At 37.2% G+C, this 21,425-nt stretch carries 16 protein-coding genes, 1 tRNA gene and 1 pseudogene; 12 read left to right on the plus strand and 6 right to left on the minus strand.

All coding sequences use genetic code 11. The annotated features are described in order from the left end of the window. The first annotated feature begins 1 nt into the window (after position 1). Positions 2–772: a 4'-phosphopantetheinyl transferase family protein gene (locus MM236_RS19240; protein ID WP_241276631.1), complete on the plus strand. Its 771-nt coding sequence runs from the start codon at positions 2–4 to the stop codon at positions 770–772. Positions 773–778: 6 nt separating this feature from the next. Here MM236_RS19240 and MM236_RS19245 read toward each other — a convergent pair whose 3' ends face one another. Beyond that, complete coding sequence (locus tag MM236_RS19245; RefSeq protein WP_241276632.1) at positions 779–2,053, minus strand: peptidoglycan DD-metalloendopeptidase family protein; 1,275 nt, start codon at positions 2,051–2,053, stop codon at positions 779–781. Positions 2,054–2,587: 534 nt separating this feature from the next. On the opposite strand from MM236_RS19245, the gene MM236_RS19250 reads away from it, so the two are divergent. Continuing rightward, positions 2,588–3,637 (plus strand): endonuclease/exonuclease/phosphatase family protein, encoded by a 1,050-nt coding sequence (locus tag MM236_RS19250; protein ID WP_241276633.1) that lies wholly within the window; start codon positions 2,588–2,590, stop codon positions 3,635–3,637. A 567-nt stretch (positions 3,638–4,204) separates the two neighbouring features. Further along, a complete protein-coding gene (locus MM236_RS19255) occupies positions 4,205–5,254 on the plus strand; it encodes a hypothetical protein (RefSeq protein WP_241276634.1) in 1,050 nt (349 codons plus the stop codon). Between the two features lie 65 nt (positions 5,255–5,319). Here MM236_RS19255 and MM236_RS19720 read toward each other — a convergent pair whose 3' ends face one another. Further along, a complete protein-coding gene (locus MM236_RS19720; protein ID WP_255742958.1) occupies positions 5,320–5,949 on the minus strand; it encodes a class I SAM-dependent methyltransferase in 630 nt (209 codons plus the stop codon). Positions 5,950–6,286: 337 nt separating this feature from the next. Between MM236_RS19720 and MM236_RS19265 the strand changes: the two are divergent. The 3 genes and pseudogenes from MM236_RS19265 (at position 6,287) to MM236_RS19275 (ending at position 9,019) form a co-directional block, all read left to right on the plus strand. Beyond that, positions 6,287–7,820 (plus strand): annotated as a pseudogene (locus MM236_RS19265) (SulP family inorganic anion transporter). 331 nt (positions 7,821–8,151) lie between these two features. After that, positions 8,152–8,224, plus strand: a tRNA-Met gene (locus MM236_RS19270). Between the two features lie 309 nt (positions 8,225–8,533). After that, entirely contained in the window at positions 8,534–9,019 is a 486-nt protein-coding gene (locus MM236_RS19275) for a hypothetical protein (RefSeq protein ID WP_241276636.1), read from the plus strand. Between the two features lie 180 nt (positions 9,020–9,199). Here the strand turns inward: MM236_RS19275 and MM236_RS19280 are convergent, their stop codons facing one another. Next, a complete protein-coding gene (locus MM236_RS19280; protein ID WP_241276637.1) occupies positions 9,200–9,415 on the minus strand; it encodes a hypothetical protein in 216 nt (71 codons plus the stop codon). 82 nt (positions 9,416–9,497) lie between these two features. On the opposite strand from MM236_RS19280, the gene MM236_RS19285 reads away from it, so the two are divergent. Beyond that, entirely contained in the window at positions 9,498–9,653 is a 156-nt protein-coding gene (locus MM236_RS19285) for a hypothetical protein (protein ID WP_241276638.1), read from the plus strand. An 82-nt stretch (positions 9,654–9,735) separates the two neighbouring features. Here the strand turns inward: MM236_RS19285 and MM236_RS19290 are convergent, their stop codons facing one another. Together MM236_RS19290 and MM236_RS19295 are read right to left on the minus strand one after the other, a co-directional pair. Beyond that, a complete protein-coding gene (locus tag MM236_RS19290) occupies positions 9,736–10,521 on the minus strand; it encodes a glycosyltransferase family 2 protein (protein ID WP_241276639.1) in 786 nt (261 codons plus the stop codon). Beyond that, a complete protein-coding gene (locus MM236_RS19295; protein ID WP_241276640.1) occupies positions 10,518–11,363 on the minus strand; it encodes an FkbM family methyltransferase in 846 nt (281 codons plus the stop codon). The genes MM236_RS19290 and MM236_RS19295 overlap by 4 nt, the downstream gene beginning before the upstream one ends. 566 nt (positions 11,364–11,929) lie before the next feature. On the opposite strand from MM236_RS19295, the gene era reads away from it, so the two are divergent. The 3 genes from era to MM236_RS19310 all read left to right on the plus strand — a co-directional run bounded on the left by era (position 11,930) and on the right by MM236_RS19310 (position 14,420). Then, on the plus strand, positions 11,930–12,820 hold the full coding sequence (gene era / locus MM236_RS19300; RefSeq protein ID WP_241276641.1) for a GTPase Era: 891 nt from the start codon (positions 11,930–11,932) through the stop codon (positions 12,818–12,820). Positions 12,821–12,831: 11 nt separating this feature from the next. Next, a complete protein-coding gene (gene der, locus MM236_RS19305; protein WP_241276642.1) occupies positions 12,832–14,145 on the plus strand; it encodes a ribosome biogenesis GTPase Der in 1,314 nt (437 codons plus the stop codon). A 77-nt stretch (positions 14,146–14,222) separates the two neighbouring features. Further along, the gene (locus MM236_RS19310; RefSeq protein WP_241276643.1) at positions 14,223–14,420 is read left to right on the plus strand and encodes a hypothetical protein; all 198 of its coding nucleotides are present in this window, start codon (positions 14,223–14,225) and stop codon (positions 14,418–14,420) included. Between the two features lie 1,017 nt (positions 14,421–15,437). Here the strand turns inward: MM236_RS19310 and gcvP are convergent. Next, positions 15,438–18,332, minus strand: a complete 2,895-nt coding sequence (gene gcvP / locus MM236_RS19315) for an aminomethyl-transferring glycine dehydrogenase (RefSeq protein ID WP_241276644.1) — start codon at positions 18,330–18,332, stop codon at positions 15,438–15,440. A gap of 204 nt (positions 18,333–18,536) precedes the next feature. On the opposite strand from gcvP, the gene MM236_RS19320 reads away from it, so the two are divergent. Beyond that, positions 18,537–20,033 (plus strand): M28 family peptidase, encoded by a 1,497-nt coding sequence (locus MM236_RS19320; protein ID WP_241276645.1) that lies wholly within the window; start codon positions 18,537–18,539, stop codon positions 20,031–20,033. 492 nt (positions 20,034–20,525) lie between these two features. Beyond that, positions 20,526–21,113 carry a hypothetical protein gene (locus MM236_RS19325; protein ID WP_241276646.1) on the plus strand — a complete coding sequence of 196 codons (588 nt, stop codon included), beginning with the start codon at positions 20,526–20,528 and terminating at the stop codon, positions 21,111–21,113. Positions 21,114–21,425 lie beyond the last annotated feature (312 nt).

Raw genomic sequence — 21,425 nt, forward strand, 5'->3', positions numbered from 1 at the left:
GATGCATATTAATTTATTTTGCCAATACATAGCGTGCAAAATGCCCATAGCTCCAGCTGTGATGCCTCATGATCATGAAATCCAAGTTTGGATAATTCCTTCATTTGCAGATATTCCATTTCCAAGACTTTGGGATATTGTTCTCAACTGTGGATATTCTCAACTGGTTTCTTTTGAAGAATCACAAGCAGTGCAAAAGTTCATTAGAGATAGGGACAAAAATCGAAAGTTGATGACATTTTTGTCCCGGAAAATTACCCTCGGAAAGCTGTTGGAAATTGATCCAGCTGATTTGATCTTCGAATCAGACTCTTTTGGCAAGCCTTTTCTACCGCATTACTCTAATGTACATTTCAATATTTCCCATTCAGGGTCTCACATTGTTTTAGCAATTGGGAAAGTCCCCTTGGGAATAGATTTGGAGTATTTGGATGAAGATTTCGATTTTCATGACATGCTCAACTCGACTTTTCAAAGCAGTGAGATAAAGAGCATCCTTGAAGCTAAAAGTCCTGCTCAAAAGTTCTTCGATTTTTGGACGAGGAAAGAAGCTTTTGTGAAAGCCATTGGTCAAGGGCTATCAATTCCTCCGATTGACTTAAGAGTAGATGAGGAATCAAACACCTTTTCAATAGAAAAAGGAATGAACGGGAAGAATGCATGGATTTGCAATTCTTCCCAGATCATTCCTTCTTATTTATGCAGTTTGGTTTATCCTAGGTCAGCAGAAATGAAAATAAACATTTATCATTGGGGCGACCTGAAAGGATGATTTAGACTATTTCTCAGCAACTAATTTTTCCGCAGGCAATGTAAGTGGGATATTGGCGAGCAAACGAAGTTTATCCATTTTCACTTGGTCAAATGCGATTCTATTGGCAGGCAAAATTGGGTCGGATGGTGGAATTTTTTCTTTCAACCAATCTTCTTGTTTTCCATTTTTCCAAAATCTAAAGCAAAGATGAGGGCCAGTGGCTAATCCAGTACTGCCTACATAACCAATTACTTGTCCTTGTTTTACCCTCGTGCCAGGCTTCATACCCGAAGCGATTTTTGACATGTGGAGGTATTGAGTTGTGTAAGTACCATTATGCTTGATCTTCACATAATTCCCATTGGCACTGGTGAACCTTGCATCTACAACCGTCCCTTCTCCTACAGATCTGATTTCTGTACCTGTTGGAGCTGCGTAATCAGTGCCTAGATGTGGTTTGTATCTTTTTTGTACTGGATGATATCTGTTTAGATTATACCTCGAACTTATTCTTGTGTATTTCAAAGGATCTCTCAAAAATGCCTTTTTGAAGCTATTGCCGTCTTGGTCAAAAAAGCTCAACTCACCATTTTGCTCAAAAGGAATCGCATGGTATGGCTCTCCCATATGCTCAAAGTATGCTGCTTCAATGTCTGTGATTCCCACTACATGGTCATCGACAACTTTTTCCTTATAGACAACTTTGAATTTGTCCCCTTTTTGAAGTCTTTGGAAATCTACCACCCAGCCATACATATCAGCAAACTGATCTATCAAGTCTGGGGTGATTCCAAGTTGGGTCATATTGACATAAAGGCTACTTGAAATTTCGCCTCCGATTTCGACATCTCTATATTCTACTGGTTTTTCTTCTTTATAGATAGAGACCTCATCCAGTTTGAAAACTACATATTCGGAAGGGTTTGGCTCGTAGATAAAAAATTGAGCTTCTGAAGAATCGCGACCGGTTAGAACGGTGAATTTTTTGTTGAAAGCGATTTTTCGTACATCAAAAATGTCTTTGGATTTCCTGGCAATTTCGTCGATGATTTGATAGGAGACATTGAAAGGAGCCAGGATCGTTGAGAGTGTTTGGTTTTTGCCTACTACACCTTCTACTACATCGAGTTCATTGATATTTATTCCGTAGAGAAGAAGATCTTCTTTCATTTCTTCCTTGAAATCTTCCACCAACACTTTCTCTTCTTGTCGATTGAAGTCAATTTGATCCCAGAAATAAAATAATCCTCCCCCAAGTACTAGTGCAATCAGACCAGCACTCATCCATTTTTTTTGCATTCTTAATTGTTTTTGTCGGGTTTTACTTACTCAAAGGAATTTAAATTTAAGTCAAATTCCAAATGTTTTGCCATCAGTTTTCTCCTTCTATGATATATTACATTAAAAGTACATAGAGCAGCAACTTTACAAATATCAAACGCTTACAGCTCAAAGAAAATTATATAGATTGGAATTAAAGTTATTTGGTAGGGTTTTCAAAACCAAGTACTGAGCGAAGATAATAGATGTGAGATAGGAGACGTGAGATATAAATGTATTAACCCCGAATGCGCTGCCTTGCGTCAGACAGGGTTAAACTTTGATTAGACCCGGGTCGCAACCCGGGGATTGATGATGTTTCAATAGACAACAACCCCGAAGTGGGTTGAACTTTTTCATTAAAAGAAAAAAGTGTCAAGTATTTTTAGGACGAGACAGACAAATAAACAAAAACTGAAAATAATCTCAAAGTATGACCAAAAGAATAAGTCCAGGTAAAAAATCGTTATTTCAGCTTGATGATATATCTTGCAGACCTAAAAAAAGAGCAAAATGCGCGTATTCACCTTGATTTTGTGTGCCATTGTACTGTTAGCTACGGGTCTACCCTTGATGGATACTGCAGCTTGGTGGATTAGAATATTTGATTTTCCTAGGGTTCAGATCGCAACACTTACTTTTTTGGCAGTGATCCTTGGCTTTATCTTCATCAATTTCAAATTGAAATTCAAGATTCCGATTTTATTGATATTGGTAATATCCTTGATTTACCAATTGCAGCTTATTATAGTCTATACACCACTCTACAGAACACAGGCGAAGGATAGTAATAAGGAAAGTGAGGAAAACAGCTTTAGCCTTTTGGTTTCAAATGTCCGAATGGAAAATGAAGACAAGGAGAGTTTTCATTCATTAGTGATCGAGATTGATCCTGACGTTTTGCTAATCAATGAACCTGATGAGCTTTGGGCTGAGTCCATCAAAAGGTTGGATGAAAAATTCCCATATGCTATAAAATATCCTTTGGACAATACCTATGGGATGATGCTTTTATCAAAACTGCCTTTGACAGAAAGTTCTGTTAATTTTTTGGTTCGGGATGATGTTCCATCAATTTTTACAAAGATCACATTGCCATCAGGAAGTAAGATTGATTTTTATGGAGTCCATCCAGAGCCTCCGAAGCCAGGGACAGATACCTACGAAAGAGATACGGAGCTGCTGCTTATAGGCAAGGAAATCAGAGAAACACAAAACCCCACAATCGTGGCAGGTGACTTGAATGATGTCGGCTGGTCGGGTACTTCGAAACTTTTTAGGAAATACAGTGAGTTGGTAGATCCTAGGGAGGGTAGAGGCTTTTATAATTCTTACAGCGTTTTTATACCATTACTTCGGTATCCATTGGACCATATTTTTTATTCCAAAGAATTTGGACTTTTGACACTCGAAAAGCTGAAGGGGATAGGGTCAGATCATTTTCCACTTTTGATAAAACTGAATTTTGAGCCAGATGAAGATAATACAGAAGGAAAAGAAAAAGCTGACTCAAAAGAAGAAAAGGATGCTGAAGAAAAAATCCAAGATGGAAAATCTCAGTAAATGATTTATAAGGTGTGATGGTTAAAAGAAGAACCGCTTTCGGATTTTTAGAGAGTAGCTTTATCTGTTTTTTTACATTCAAAGCTGCGAGAAGTCAAATAGTATTGAAATTTCATTTATAGTACCAGATAACTGATTTTTTTGCAATGCTGAAAATTCATACGCTTCAATCAACCTTCTTTTTCTCAACTGTATATTTGTTTTTTCGCGCAAAAAGGAAGAGGTTTTGCGAGAAATACCTTTTTTGACAACTATTTACATCAAAACAGAATATTTTTCTCCTCAAATGGGCTTTTTATTTTTTTTAAACCGTATCTTCAATAAATTTGTATAAAATAACAAATATAACTCACTGGATTCGCCTTATAATCAGATGCATTTTTTTCTCATAGCATGCTGATCTGTCCGATAAAATTTGTTAACATGTTACCAAAAAACACAGCTTCTAGCACTAAGCTTGGGGCTACCTAATTTTGTTTTTTGGTAAGAAAAAGTAAAAATAGAGAACGGAAATAATTGTAAGTCAGTTAACTTATAAGAATATTTTCAAAAAAGAAGTAATAGCATATGAGCCAAGAAGAAATCGATCAAAAAGTAGAATCAACAAAAACGGAATTTCAAAATAAAGTACTATTGGTGTCTTTTGATGAGCAATCGAAAATCGCCAAAAAACTTAAAAAGGAGGTTGAAGTCCTCGATCAAATTGTGTTGGAGTCTGTTCCTGATGATCGTACATTCAATTTTATTACTCTGAAGCCAGCCATAGATAAGGCAAAAGAAGAAGGGCATAATCTTTTGATCGCCATAGATCCAGAAAACAACAGGGTTTCTCTTGTGGTAAGGAAAGAAAAAGATGGGCTAATGATGGTGTTGAATAGCCATCAGGTTGCAGCAATCTTGTTTTATAGATGGTCTAATTCAGGAAAGTACAATGATTTGCTTTTGCTCAAGTCTGTACTTATTTCTGACTTGATGGATAACCTTGCTCACAAAGGTGGCATCAATACAATTGACGAGGTAGTAGACCATGGAGACCTAAGTACTGCTTTCCAGAGAGTAAAAAAAGAGAATGTGGACAACCCTATTGTCGGTTTTAACATTGATCAGCAGGTGATGCACTCAGACTTAGAATTTGAAGATATTGTCGCGGAGTTGATCCAAATAGAAGCAGAACAAGGAGCGTTGGAAAAGACGATGTTTGATTACTTGCTTGAAATCTATTTCTACAATGGATTCTACAAAGAAAAAACCGTGTCACTAGATATCGCTACTAAAGCACAAGCTAAGCAGTTGTCGACTTTTATGGATTCGATCAGAAAAAATCCAAAGTCATTGGAAGCTACTTTCCCATTGAGTACAATCACAGATTACACCAAAGGAAAGAAAATAAATGTATTGACAGATAAGGTTTACCCTTTTGCGTCAAGTACAACAAATATGTTGAAGATAGAAGGCACAAACTATGTCTTTATCACTTTCGCCCCAACGGCAGAAAAGATGACCTACTATATAAGCATTAGAGAGTCTGTAAACTCAAAACAACGCTTCGAGGTAGTCAACAAAATGCTCGATCAGGAGATCATGAAAGTAGTACAGATGTTGAATAGAGGGATTTGATTGTCTGAACTTTCAAGTGTCATATTGATAAAAAAAAACCACCTCAATTTTGAAGGTGGTTTTTTTTATGGTTTTTGAAAAACGATTATTCTTTTTTCGTCAGTGTAGATGGTTTTCAACAAGAAATTTTCTGATAACCATTTCATAGTCTTGTTGGAGAAAAATGTGGTGTGCGTAGGGTCTTTGATGTAGTACCAATCAGAAACCTTTTCTAAACCAGGATGCAATTCAGTCATGATGGAAAGGTATCCTTGAGGTTTTAGAAGATCCAAAATTTTGTCAAATTCATTTTTTGGAAAGTGGAAATGCTCTACGCATTCAGTTGCAAAAATCAAGTTATATTCAGAAGACTTGATGCCGTCCCTAAAAAAGAATGGATCATAATTGTCACAAGAGATTTTATACTCGTGAAGAATGGAATCGATCGTGGGACCTGGGCCACATCCGAAATCAAGAGCTTTCATGCTAGGCTGGAGATAAGAGAGCAAAGGGCTTATTGCTTGTTTTAAGAATGAAACATATCCAGGGAACTGCGGGCCGTTTTTATGTTTTAGGTAATGTTCTTTTTCCCCATTTCCCAAAAACGAAGATTTCGGTTTCCTGAAAATCAGATTACAATTTTGGCAACAAGTAAATTCATCCTTGCATTCAAAATTAAAGCTGGAAGATAGGCAGAGCGGGCAGTTTTCAATCATTTTTTAAAGTTGAAGAAAAAAATCAATAAGCCAAAGCTGTATAGAGAGCTTTTGGGTTCAAGATTTCTTGGAGGGTTGTTTTGTACGGATTTAGCATAAGATTCAAGAAAGAGTAGCTGTAATCTTTTTTTAACGAGCTTAAAATAAAAAATTTATTCTGATTGTAAGCATAAAAAGCTTAGCTTTGCGCCTTCTTTAAACAAAACACAAGGCATAGAAATGACTTGTACTCCACCCTGAGTATTTATTTTTTTAATTAAAATCTTCTAATCATCTGATTAGGGGTAGCATAATATTGCCTTTTATTTACTGACATTCCTATTTAACAAATTACAATATGACACAGATGTTTTATCGCCTGTTCAAACCTACGCAGGCAAATCTGAAAGATGAAGTATTATCTGGGCTGACAGTGGCCTTGGCTTTAGTGCCAGAGGCGGTCGCATTTTCTTTGATTGCAAATGTAAGCCCTTTGGTAGGTCTTTACACCGCCTTTATGATTGGATTGATTACCTCGATTTTAGGTGGTCGTCCTGGGATGATTTCTGGTGCTACAGGTGCTATCGCAGTAGTGGTAGTGGCCTTGGTGGTTACACATGGAGAGGAATACTTATTTGCTGCAGTTGTTTTGATGGGTTTGATACAGATATTGGTTGGGGTGTTGAAGCTTGGTAAATTGATTCGCTTAGTTCCCCATCCGGTAATGTTCGGGTTTGTCAATGGCTTGGCGATAGTGATTGCAATGGCTCAGTTTGATCAATTTAAATTTAAGACACCAGATGGATTAGATTTGTGGATGACTGGGACGCCACTGTGCTTGATGATTGGTTTGGTTATTTTGACAATGCTTATCATCAAGTTCTTGCCAAAATTGACCACAGCTATTCCTTCTGCGCTTGTAGCTATTTTGGTTATATCCTCCATCGTTATTTTTGGAGGAAACCCGTACAGTAGGAGACTTGGCATCTATCAGTGGAGGTTTGCCACAATTTCATATTCCCATGGTTGATTTGAATTGGGAGACTTTCATGATAATTTTACCATATGCAGCGATAATGGCAGGGGTTGGATTGATCGAAAGTTTGCTTACTCTGACATTGATAGATGAAATTACCGAGACAAGAGGTCATGGAAACAAAGAGTGTGTTGCCCAAGGTATAGCAAACTTGACCACAGGTTTTTTTGGTGGTATGGGTGGATGTGCGATGATAGGTCAATCATTGATCAATGTAAATGCTGGAGGAAGAAACCGGATTTCGGGAATAGTCGCTTCAGTCGGACTTTTGATCTTTATTTTGTTTCTGTCGACTTATATAGAGATGATCCCGATGGCAGCGCTAGTTGGGTTGATGTTTATGGTAGCAATAGGTACTTTTGAGTGGGCTTCGTTGAAAGTGTTCCGGAAAGTGCCTTTTCATGATGTTTTGGTAATGGTAGTAGTTACTTTGGTGACTGTTTTTCTTCACAATCTTGCATTGGCGGTACTGATAGGAGTGATTATTTCAGCTTTGGTATTTGCATGGCAAAATGCCAAGATGATCAGGACTAGAAAAAGGATAGATGAAAATGGGGTGAAGCATTATGAAGTGTTCGGGCCATTGTTCTTTGCTTCGGCGTTGACATTTGGGCAAAAATTCGATCCGATCAATGATCCAGATGAGATTGTTCTTGATTTTGCAGAAAGTAGAATCGTTGATCATTCAGGGATAGATGCAATTCATAAAGTAACAGAAAGGTATGAAAAGGTTGGGAAGACAGTTTATATTCGTCACCTCAATAGTTCTAGTAGAGTTTTGTTAGAACGAGCAGAAAAGATCATCAATGTGAATTACACAGATGACGATCCAAGTTTCAAGATTGTCACAGATTGATTTGAAATAACATGTTAAGTATATCCCAAAGGTCATATTTGGGATATACATAATTTAAGTGGATGTTAAAGAATTGAAAATCAATGGATAAAAGTTGATATGTAATTATTTTCAAAATTTATCATAACCTATCCTTGCATTTTAATATTAATACTACTACTTTTGTACCACGATATCAGCAAATGGTTGATCAACAAAAGAAAAATTCGATAATTAATCGATAAAAATATATCGCGGGATGGAGCAGTTGGTAGCTCGTCGGGCTCATATCCGCCGCGGCGGACACAGGTTCGAGTCCACAAAAAAGTGATTTAATTTAATAAAGATATATCGCGGGATGGAGCAGTTGGTAGCTCGTCGGGCTCATAACCCGAAGGTTACAGGTTCGAGTCCTGTTCCCGCTACATAGAACCCCTTATACGTTCAGTATTTGGGGTTTTTTCTTTTCAATGGGCTGTATGATAGGCTACTAAAATTGTAGTAAAATTGAAATTATTGTGATATAATTTTAAAATCCAGTCTTCATTTTTTAGAATCAGAGACAAAAGCTGAGCGATAATAGGATGCCCTGATAAAAAATTAATTTAAATACGGGTGATTACAAAACCCTTTTTAAGTATCCCACAGAAAGTTCTTACAGGCAAGTGTTTTTTTGGGGAAATGAAGTGCCTTATTTTATATACCACAATGGTAAGTATGTTTTAAGCTTTCCATTGGATCCGAATATTTATATTTTCACTGAAGAATCAGAGGAATACAAAATCATTCCTTATTCAGGTAATTTAAACAAAAATGTTATTGGGGTGGAATTTGGAATGTATCAAGGTGATTTCTTATCAGATCATTTTATAGATGTTCATTATAACAAAAATGATTTTAATTTAGTGTCTAAAAGCCTATTGGTAAAATCAGGAAAGGAATACTTTGTAAGAGTTTCTAGAAAAGCTATCAATGATGAAAATTTAGATATTAAGGATTTAAATACTTTCATGATTTCAAATCCAAAACAAGATTATATTATTCAAATTGTGGATTTGAATAATGAAGGATCTAATGAATGGAAGGAATTTTTACTACCAAGTGAATACAAGAATTTCGTTTACATTGATGAAAATGGCAAATTATATTTAAAAAGGAGTAATGAAAAAAGTGAAGAATATACAATTGATTTGGTTAGTTGGAATTTTGATGATTTTTGAAAGTTGCAGCGATAATAAAGTTCAAATCTTTACGAAGTTATCTATTAAAGACTCATCTTTTAATCTAATTTTAACAACAAATCTTGATTGTAGTACTTGTATCAATCAAATAATTTATGGAAAAAGAAGTACTAATGTTTATCATGATGTAGTCTTTTTTCATTCACAAAAGCTTCATTATTAGATTTCAATATTGTAGATGCCCTTAATACTAATACCTGTTGAAGTAAGTAAAACATTCAAGTTTTTTAGCTTTCCTCTAACTTTCAGCTCTCCAAACTCTTTTCCTGTCTGACATAAAAAATTTTTAATATGCAAGATTGTTGCAATATTGTCAAAAGATTTTTCATGTCCCAAGTAAGACCACTTTTCCTTTTCACAATTCTTAACTTCCATTAAAGATTCTTAAGATGAAATCAGATTTGATTATAACTAATTTTATGGCATCATATCATTTAGACCTTAAATCATTACCAAAATGAGAAAATTCAGAAAAGTAAAAGGTTCAGAGTTAGCGGAAAGCTATAAAAAAGGTTGGGAAATGGCTATCAATAGTCTTGAGAAGGCTAACTCAAACGATAAAGAATCCCCTATTTTTATTATTCGACCAAAAAACCAAAAATTGTTTGCTTGAGCTAGAATGAAATTACTCAAATTTGATTAGTATAATCAAGGTGAACGAAGCTCATTTCTCGAATCAGGCTAATTTTTACACACTAATTTTTCAATAGACCAAACCATTTCAATAGAGTGTTGTATGGCTTTGACCAAGTTCGCTGAAACCTTAATGGTCCATTGAGCTCACGGTCAAAAAAATCAAAATGCTTTGCATTCAAATAATCAATACGTAGTTGCTTTTTTTTGTTGGTACCAGTTTTTTTTCTTTTGCTTTCAGGGGTCAATCTGTAATAAAATCCTATGAAAGGCAGTTGAACAACTTCTCCTTCTTTTTTGAGCATTTTGATCCAAAATTCCCAGTCTTCTCTTCCCATGACCATATCTTCAGAGAATCCGCCCACTGCTTCAAAATCTTTTTTCCAGAAAAGTGCAGACACAAAAATCATATTGTCTCTTGCCAATTGATTCCTACTAAATGCCTTTAGGTTCCAAAGATTCTCGTTTTTCCCATCAAATTTTACTGCTTGGCAATAGACGACTTTTACAGCCGGGTTATTTTTTAAGGCCTCTACTCCCTTTTTCAGATAGTCTACTCCTATTTTATCGTCTCCGTCTAGGGGCAAAATAATATCTCCAGACGCATATTTCACACCTGTGTTTCTTGCTTTTGCCACACCACCATTGGGTTGGTCGATCAGTTTTATTTCTGGATGGATGTTTTTTAGTTGTTCAGCTATTGCCAGGGAGTCATCCTTGGAGCCATCATTGACGATGATGATCTCGAGTGGGCGATAGGAGGAGGCTAGGACTGAATTGACTGTTTCAGAGAGATATTTTCCTTGATTGTAACAGGGAATTACAACAGTCACCATTTCATTTTTCATTGATCAAAATATTTTTGGAATAGTTTATTTCCTTTCTTTAGAGCGAGTGTGTTTGGTCCGAATTTACGAGTATTATACTCCAATTTCCCCAGCGTTTCCAAATAGAAATTGTAGGCTCTTTCTTCCAAACCCACATTTTCAAATATTATGCACTCAGGCTCTGTTTTTGCGATATCAAATATACGGATTACTTCCAAATCGTATCCTTCAGCATCAATCTGCAGCAAGTCAATTTTTCCAAGCTTATATTTTTTCAATAAGGTAGCAGGAGAAATTACATCTACATCTTCATGACTGATCCATTTGCTTTTGTCTATAGGGATTTTAATATCGAATTTTGAGCAATTTGTCTCGACTATTCCATCTGCAAAAGCACTTTCAATTTTTTCTCTTGAAAAAGATGTTAAGCCTGTCGCCCAACGCATGTCTGAAAACCCAACTTTGTAAATGGGTTGTGTCCCATCCTCTTCTCCGATTGCGGCACAAAGTGTGATAATCCCTTTGTTTTTCGCATATATTTTTTTTAGAAATTGATTGTAAACAGCAGGTTGGGGTTCTAGTAAGATGCCATTCCAATTGTCCCTCTTGATGAATTTGTGGATTGGGTCATGTGTGATGCCATCATTTGCACCTATTTGGATTACTGTAAATCCTGAGTTTTTCTTAGATAAGGAGTATTCATTCAAAAAACCACTCAAGCTTCCTTCCTTTGGATGGTATAAATATTTATAAAAGCCTAAAAACAGAAGGTTGTTGGATGCGCTCAAATTAAAGCGGATGGATTTCCACTGACTTTGCAACTTTCTCTTCAGGGATAGAACTTTCGAGGGATTACGAGACATTTTTTACTTTTGATTTATGTCAATTCTTTATTTTGAAATAGGCGAAATTTTCAGTTCAGAATAATCGCCTAAAATCAAATTTGTATTTCTTTGACTACAATCACAAATATTTGAAAAATAAAAAGCTTTAATAGATATAAGAATTGAAATTCATTTAATTGATTATCCGCTTATTTTAATGCTGCCTATCAATAATGTTTTGATAGGTGAGCGATTTGAGTACTTGTTCAAGAGTATACGCAATATTTAAATCCTCTATCTAATTAACATGCAAAATTACACTTAATTAAATTTATTTGTAAATTAATATGGCTTTATGATTATAATTCAGCAGTATTATAAATAATAATCCAGCTAAGTATCTATCCATTTTTTGCATTTTACCATGATCTACAAGTTCACAAGAGTTAATAAAAAATCTTGAAGTCCGTTTTTTCATACTATTGTAAAAGTCGATTGTCAAGTTTGTTTTCGAAAACTTTTATTTTCCAAACTTTCTTTGGTTTATTTCTTCAAATGTATTATCACTCGAAAAAAATCAAGTACCTTTGTGCAAAATTATTGTCATGACCGAAAACACACACAAAGCAGGCTTTGTCAATATCATTGGTAAACCCAATGTTGGCAAGTCCACCTTGATGAATGTGCTTATAGGTGAAAGACTTTCGATTATCTCCTCCAAGGCTCAGACGACCCGTCATAGGATTATGGGCTTGATCAATGATGATGACTATCAGATTGTTTTTTCGGATACTCCGGGAATGTTGAAGCCAAAATACGAGCTTCACAAAAACATGATGAGTTTTGTCCATATGTCATTGGAGGATGCAGATGTGATACTTTTCGTAACCGATCTATTCGAAACAGACGAAGAAATAGAAGACGTAATTGAAAAGATCAACCAGTCAGGTGTCCCTGTGCTTCTGATCATCAACAAAGTGGATCTTTCTAAAGAAGGACAGCTTGAAGAGGTGACAGCCTATTGGACACAGCGCATCAAATCAGAAACCGTCATCCCGATTTCTGCAACCGAAAGCTTCAACACCGAGCGAATTCTCCAAGAGATTCTAGACCGTCTTCCAGTTCATCCGCCGTTTTATGATAAAGCGGAACTGACAGACAAGCCGGAGCGATTTTTCGCTTCTGAAATCGTACGCGAAAAGATCTTCATCAATTATAAAAAAGAAATTCCTTATAGTACAGAAGTAGCTATTGAGGATTTTTATGAAGAAGAAAATATCATTAGAGTACGAGCTATCATATATGTGGAGCGAAATAGCCAAAAAGGCATCATCATCGGTGAAGGTGGAAAAGCCCTTAAAAGAGTTGGTATCCAAGCGAGAGCCGAAATGGAGAATTTCTTTGGTAAGAAAATCTTCCTAGAGACGTATGTCAAAGTGGAAGATGATTGGCGAAAGAATAAAAATAAGTTGAAGAAATTTGGTTACGACCAATAAGAAATAAGAAAATGTCAAATATAGTAGCAATTGTAGGGAGACCTAATGTAGGGAAATCTACATTTTTCAACCGCCTGGTTGAAGAAAGAAAAGCCATCGAGGACAATATGTCTGGGGTGACTCGTGACAGGCATTATGGCCATGCACAGTGGGGAGGAAAGTATTTTTCTGTGATCGATACTGGTGGATATGTGATCGGATCTGATGATGTGTTCGAATCTGAGATCAGAAAACAAGTTACCTTGGCTCTTGAAGAAGCCAATGTGATTCTTTTCGTAGTGGACTGCCATGATGGATTGACTGACTTGGACAAGGAATTTGCACATGTGCTTAGATCTTCCAAAAAGCCAATCTACATCGTAGCCAACAAGGCTGATACGCAAGAGAAAGAATTGAATGCTTCAGAGTTTTATGCTTTGGGATTAGGCGAAAATGATATTTATCCAATAGCAGCTGTCTCAGGTAGTGGAACAGGTGATTTGTTGGACGAAGTGATCAGTCATTTTCCAGATAGTGGAATCCAAGATCCAGACGAGGGGATTCCTAAGATTTCTATTCTTGGAAGACCAAATGTCGGTAAATCATCTTTCCTTAACGCCCTTCTTGGAACCGAAAGATCTATCGTTACAGATGAAGCAGGTACCACAAGGGATGCAATCAATACAAGGTATAAGCTTTATGGTCAGGATTTTATCATCACTGATACAGCAGGAATCCGTAAAAAAGCCAAAGTAAAAGAAGATATAGAGTTCTATTCTGTAATGCGATCTTTGAGAACTTTGGAAGAATCTGATGTGATCATCGTGATGATAGATGCAGAAAGAGGATTTGAGGCCCAAGACATGAATCTGATCTCGCTGGGGATCAAAAATAACAAAGGAATCATGATCATGGTGAATAAGTGGGATTTGGTAGATAAAGACCATAAGACCATGGATACCATCAAAAAGGATATGCTTGAAAAACTTGGGGAGAATCGTTGGATTCCAATGATCTTTACATCAGTACTGACCAAGCAAAGGATTTTTCAAGCGATAGAGCTGGCAGTGAAGGTTTATGAAAACAAAACCAGAAAGGTGACTACTTCAAAAATCAATGATGTCATGCTTGCCGAAATTGAAAAGTATCCCCCACCAGCATGGAAAGGGAAGTATATTAAAATCAAATATGTAACACAATTGCCGACCAAGAATCCGGTTTTTGCATTCTTCTGTAATTTGCCACAGTATATTAAGAATCCTTATACTAGGTATCTTGAAAACAGACTAAGGGAAAACTTTGATTTTGAGGGAGTTCCAATCAAAATTACTTATAAAAAGAAATAAAATAAATTATTGCAAATCACTTGACAATTACATAAACGGTGTTACCTTTGTGTGCTTAATTTAAGAAACAAACAAAAATGAAAAAGGTATTTGCATTATTCGCTGTAGCAGGAATGTTATTCACTGCATCTTGTGGAAACAAAGAAGTTTCTGAAGAGAACGAAGTAGAAGTAGTAATCGAAGAGACTGAAGAAGTTATCGAAGATTCTGTTGAAGCTACTGAAGATTCTTTAGAAGTTGTTGAAGAAACCGTAGAAGAAACAGTTGAAGGTTAATTAACCGACAATTTTTAAAATCTTAAAACCTCTGAGCAATCAGAGGTTTTTTTTTGAACCATATACAAGGTGTTATAAACCAGAAAGAGATTGGTACTAACCTTTCAGGTTTTAATACTTTCTGTTTTTTATGACAAGCAATCGTGTGGAACCTGGAAGGTTTTCTTGATTGAAATAACTAATCAATATGATTTTCCGCAATGACACTCGTAGGTAAACATATCGCTTATAATTAGAGAATAATCGTCAACAGTAATCCGACCTCAGCTGATTGAAATCAACTTCAAGCAATATTATTAATGGCTAATGGGGTAAAAGTAGATATACACTTCAATCAATCACAAAAATGCGCTTTAGATTTTTTTGGGACCCATAAAAACCAATGCTAAATTGATCATTTTTTTTGCGATCCTAAAAGGTCCAAATCTCTCGAAAAAAAAGATTCCAACCTTTCAGATTTTTCAGGTATTACTATTTCTATAAAATCGAGCCCAAAAAACCCGGAAGTGTTTCTTATTAAATATCACCCTTTAGCAATAATATCCATCATTCCCCCAGGTACATTCTAAAAACTGATCCTAAAAGGGTCAAACTTCTCAATATATGGATTCCAACCTTTCAGGTTTTTCAGGAAATACTACTTCTAAAATACCAAGTTCATAAAACCTTGAAGGATTTCTTATTAAAAATCACCCCATAGCAATAAAGCCCATTATTTCTCCAAATACATTCAAAAAACCGACCCTAAAAGGGTCAAACTTCTCAATAACCATGGGTGAAACCCATGGACAAAGTGACCAGAATCCCTTCTCCCGACCCCAAAGGGGTCGAACAAAAAGACTCAAAAATCACATTGTCGCCACCCATCTACCAATAACTTACTTATGCCAATTAATTGGACATAAAACCTTCGAGGTCTAAAAGAGACCTCAAAGGTTGAGTTACCTGATAACATTCTCCCAAACCCACTAAAAACAAAAAATCCCCTATCATTTACGATAGGGGATTTTTTTGTTTTTATCCTTCGACTTCCGATGCATATTCCTCTACTGGAATACAACTACAGATTAGATTTCTATCTCCATAAGCCGAGTCAATCCTTCTGACAGTTGGCCAGAATTTGTTTCCTTTGACATAGGGTAGGGGATAGACTGCTTTTTCTCTTGTATATGGAAGATCCCAGTTATCAGCCAGTGCTAAGCTTGCTGTATGTGGAGCATTTTTCAGAACGTTATTTTCCTTCTCCGCAACTCCATCATATACTTCTTGAATCTCTGCTCTGATAGCGATCATGGCATCACAGAACCTGTCCAATTCTGATACTGTTTCTGATTCAGTTGGCTCGATCATCAGTGTTCCGGCTACCGGGAATGATACTGTTGGGGCGTGGAAACCATAATCCATCAATCGCTTAGCGATATCCTCAACTTCAATTCCCACATCTTTGAAGGCTCTGCAGTCCAAGATCATTTCGTGTGCTGCTCTTCCTCCGATTCCAGTGTAAAGGATTGGATAATGTTCTTCAAGCTTTGTTTTGATATAATTGGCGTTCAAAATAGCCATCTTGGTAGCATTCGTCAGTCCATCACCACCCATCATTGCGATATACGCATAAGAGATAGGCAAGATACTCGCACTTCCAAATGGAGCAGCCGAAATAGCATTGATTGCTTGGGTTCCACCAGTCTGTACTATTGGATTTCCAGGAAGGAAAGGTACTAGTTGCTCTGCTACAGAAATCGGCCCCATACCTGGCCCACCGCCACCGTGAGGGATACAGAAAGTCTTGTGGAGGTTCAAGTGACAAACATCAGCACCGATACTTCCCGGGCTAGTCAATCCTACTTGTGCATTCATGTTCGCGCCATCCATATATACTTGTCCGCCGTGGTCATGGATGATTTGGCAGATCTCCTGAATAGCCTCTTCAAAAACCCCATGCGTGGAAGGGTAAGTCACCATCAAAGCTGCCAATTCATTGCTATGGGCTTCTGCTTTTTCCTTTAGGTCATCAATGTCAATGTTTCCTTTTTCATCACATTTCACCAAGACCACTTTCATACCTGCCATCACTGCAGAAGCAGGGTTGGTTCCATGGGCTGAAGTTGGGATGATAGCGATATTTCTGTGGTGATCACCTCTGCTCATATGATAAGCTCTGATTACCATCAGGCCAGCATATTCCCCTTGGGCTCCAGAGTTAGGTTGTAGCGAAGTGTCAGCAAATCCTGTGATCTCTGTCAACCAATTTCTCAAGTTCTGGAACAATTCATAATATCCAGCTGCCTGATCTTGAGGACAGAATGGGTGCAATTGACCGAATTCTGGCCATGTTACAGGAATCATCTCTGTGGTCGCATTCAGTTTCATTGTACATGAACCCAATGAAATCATTGAATGTACCAATGAAAGATCCTTGTTTTCCAAACGCTTGATATATCTGAGCATTTCGTGCTCTGAGTGGAACTGATTGAAAACTGGATGAGTCAAATAATCAGAAGTTCTGGCCAAACCTTCAGGAAGATTCAATTCGAGTCCATTGATCAATTCATCCCAATTGATTTCAGCTTTGTGGTTGGTTGATTTTGCAAAAACCTCTACCACCGCTTTCACATCTTCCAGTGTTTTTGGTTCGTCAAAAGAAAGGAATATTGCTCCATCTTCATATCTGAAGTTCATTTCAGAAGATAGCGCAAAAGCCTGAATTTTGGATTTCTGTACGGCATCGACCTTGATTTTTATTGTGTCAAAAAAGTTGCTGTTTTCTTGCTCAAAGCCCATTGTTTTCAATGCTTTGGCTGTTAAGCTTGCCAATCCGTGTGTTCTAGCGGCGATTTCTTTCAAGCCTTTTGGCCCGTGATAGACAGAATACATTCCAGCCATCACAGCAAGCAATACTTGCGCTGTACAGATATTGGAAGTTGCTTTTTCTCTTTTGATGTGTTGCTCACGGGTTTGCAAAGCCATTCTATAGGCCTTGTTTCCATCTCTGTCTTGAGAGACGCCGATGATTCTTCCTGGAACTTGTCTTTTGTATGTTTCTTTGGTAGCGAAAAATGCCGCATGAGGCCCGCCAAAACCCATAGGAACACCAAGTCTTTGGCTAGTGCCTACTACTACATCAGCGCCCATTTCTCCCGGAGGTGTCAGCAGTGTTAAGCTCAATAAATCTGTGGCAAAGGCTGTCAGGATATTGTTTTCCTTGGCAGTTTCTACCAGAGCAGCGTGATCGATTGCTTCACCATCCATATTTGGATATTGGATCAAAACACCAAAAATTGCCGCATCAGTCAAATCCAATTCAGCCAAAGGAGCTATTACCAATTCTATCCCAACTGGAATAGATCGAGTAATTAGCAAATCTCTAGTCTGTGGGAAAACTTTCTCATCTACGAAAAACTTATGTGCATTTTTCTTTTCCCTTGGTTTGGAAGCATAAAGCATAGTCATCGCTTCAGCTGCAGCAGTTGCTTCATCCAAAAGGGAAGCGTTTGCCATTTCCATTCCTGTCAAGTCCATGACCATAGTTTGGAAATTGATCAAAGCTTCTAGTCTCCCTTGAGCGATTTCTGCCTGATAGGGGGTATAGGCTGTGTACCATCCTGGATTTTCAAGAACATTCCTCAAAATCACACCGGGTACTATAGTGTCATAATATCCCAAACCAATAAATGATTTGAAGATTTTGTTTTTGGATGCCAAAGCCTTGAATTCCTTGAGGAAAGCTGCTTCAGATTTTGCACCAGGCAAATCTAAAGGCTTAGTCAATTGAATTGATTTTGGAATGGTCTGGTCTATCAATTCTTCAATCGAAGCAGCACCAATTTTTTCAAGCATCATGTTCACATCCTCCTGCGAAGGGCCATTATGCCTATTTTCAAACTTTGTAGTTGGGGAAAGATTAATCTTCATAATCAATAATGTAAAGGGAATTTTTTGGGGTTATATCCTCATTGATTTTTGGTACTGCAAAGGTATAAATTATTGCAGGATATCAATTTGATAAGCATAAGATTTATACCTTCGTAACAGTTCAAATTGATAAACGGTTTTATTCAATTAAGAATAATTTGCTAAGTTTATCACTTAGAATAGAAAAACCATTAGATATTACTTATGAAGAGAAATTACTGGATAGCAGGAATGTTATCAATGTGCCTTGTCTGGCAGGCAAATGCACAAGACGCCACTGCCCTGAAATATGCGGAATTGATTACTGCACAGGGATTGGAAGAGAAATTGACTTATTTGGCGTCTGACGAGCTAGAAGGAAGAGATACTGGTGAAAAAGGTCAGAAAATGGCTGCTGAGTATCTTTCTAATTTTTATAAAAATCAAGGGCTAGTGGGTCCTGTTAACGGAGATTACCTCCAAAAATTCAACTTGGCATCTGTATCTTTTTCAGATGTCAATTTGACGGTAGGAAAGCAAAAACTTGTCAACAATGAAGACTTTGTTTTCATCGGAGATGGTGATATGAAAAAAGCCGCAAAAGCTGACTTGGTTTTTCTTGGTCTTGCATCTGAAGAGAACCTTTCAAAGATTGATGTAAAAGGGAAAATCGTAGGCCTTTGGGCTATTGGTGAGCGTGCACAAACAGTAGTGAGAGATGTCATGGATGCTGGTGCTGCGGGTATTGTGATCGTGACTATGGAAGGTCAGGCTAACTTTGACAGATTGGCAAATAGATACAAGTCCTTAAGTGGACGCGGAAGGCTTGGCTTCGAGCAGCCATCAAAGCAAGAGCCAATTTTCTTGGTGAGTTCTGATAAAATGTCTTCACTTTTTGATACTCCTGTGGAGATTTTGAAAGAAGCAGCCAAAAACAATCCTGAATCAATCAAGGCTCAAAAAGCTTCTTATCTAATCAAGAAGTCCACCAAATTGGTGCCTACAGAAAATGTAATGGGCTATTTGGAAGGTACTGACAAGAAGGATGAAGTTTTGGTGATTTCTTCACATTATGACCATACAGGTATCGATAGCCAAGGAAGAATCAACAATGGAGCTGATGATGATGGTTCTGGAACTGTTTCTGTCATGCAAATCGCTGAAGCTTTTGCTGCTGCAGCAAAAGATGGCATCAAGCCAAGAAGAAGTATCCTTTTCCTAAATGTAACAGGTGAAGAAAAAGGGCTTTTAGGTTCTGAATACTACTCAAACAATCCAATTTTCCCTTTGGAAAATACAGTGAACAACATCAATATTGATATGGTTGGTAGAATTGATTATGAGTATCAAGATGCTGAAGACCAAGATTATGTGTATGTGATCGGTTCAGAGATGCTTTCATCCCATTTGAAAGTGATCAATGAATACAATAACATTACCTATACAGGTTTGAAACTCGATTACAGATATGATGCTGAGGATGATCCAAACAGATTCTATTACAGATCAGATCATTACAACTTTGCCAAGCACAACATTCCAGTGATTTTCTTCTTCAATGGTGTCCATGATGATTACCATCAACATACAGATACAGTTGATAAAATCGAGTTTCCACTGATGACAAAAAGAGCAAAACTCATCTTCCACACATCTTGGGATTTGGCCAACAGAGAAGAAAGAACTCCTGTAGATGGCACGAATACAAGAGGAGAGAGGTAAGGAAGGATGAAGGATGAAGGAGGAATTGAGTAAGGATGAAGGAGGAATTGTGGAAGGAGGAGGGAAGAAACGGGAATCTTAGTCCCGATAGCCATCGGGAAGATTTTAGATTTGAACACAAACCTTTGAGGTTTCCAAAACCTCGAAGGTTTTAATGCTAAAGCCTGCTGGATTTAAATCTGGCAGGTTTTTTTGTTTATAGATATGAGATGTGAGACAAGAGACAAAAGAAATAAGATGTGCGACATTAGTGTCTTGACAAAGAAATGAGAATATGCCCAGACTCGGCAATTGAATAGCTGAAGAAAATAAAGAAACATCAAAAAAAGTGTCAATTAATTTCATGACGCGACAAAGGTACAATACGCGAGATATAAGATCCAATAGCGAACTTTGCCCCTTTATTCACCTTTGCGAGAAACCACGAATATCCCTATTTCCCTTTTCACTGATTTTTCACTAACTTTAAGAAAACCCTAACGCACACCTATCATGAATTATATACCCACTTTTGTCTTTTTTTTACTTTTCATATCACTTGCGAATGCACAGGAAATCCCCAGCAAAGAAATCCAAATCAAAACAGCCTTGCTTGCTGCTCCAGAAGAAATGAAAGAAGGCGCGATGGTGTATGGATATGATGAAAAAGGTGAATTTGTAATCTTGAGGAAAGGGAGCAATGATCTGATTTGTTTGGCGGATGATCCGACAAGTTCTGGATTTAATGCTTCATGTTATCATAAGGACCTGGATGTTTTTATGGAGCGAGGAAGACAGCTTAAAAAAGAAGGGAAAAATGCAAAGGAAATTTTCGATATCAGAGAGGAAGAAGCCAAATCCAGCAAATTGAAGATGCCAAAAGATGGAGCGACCCTATTTGTATTGACAGCCGATGAGGCTGATTACAATCCGAAAACAGGAGAAGTAAAAGATTCCTATCTCCGATATGTGGTTTACATTCCTTGGGCTACTTCCGAAAGTACAGGATTACCACTTCGCCCGTCAGGACCAGCCATGCCCTGGATCATGGATCCCGGAACTCACCGTGCCCACATCATGATCAATCCACCGAGGAATTAAGTGGTAAATAGTTATTTGTTGATTAAGTGATTAGTCAATTAGATTATTAAGTCAATTAGGTATGTAAGTTTTTCCAATATATTCTTCCAACCTTCCCGTCCCCCTAATCTTCCAATTTTTCAATTTTCTAATCTTTGAACAATCCTATCTTTTCACGCGCAAGCCAACTTTCCAACATTGCAACCTTGAGTCCACTCCGAAAAGTATTTAAGCTAAAATTACTTGAAAAAGAATGGTTAAAATCCTTGATTTTCTTTCTGTTACATGCTGGTTTATTATATTATAAATAGCTATATTACAGATAGTTAAAGT

Origin of the sequence: Belliella calami (assembly GCF_022549695.1) — a bacterium.
Taxonomy (GTDB): Bacteria; Bacteroidota; Bacteroidia; order Cytophagales; family Cyclobacteriaceae; genus Belliella; species Belliella calami.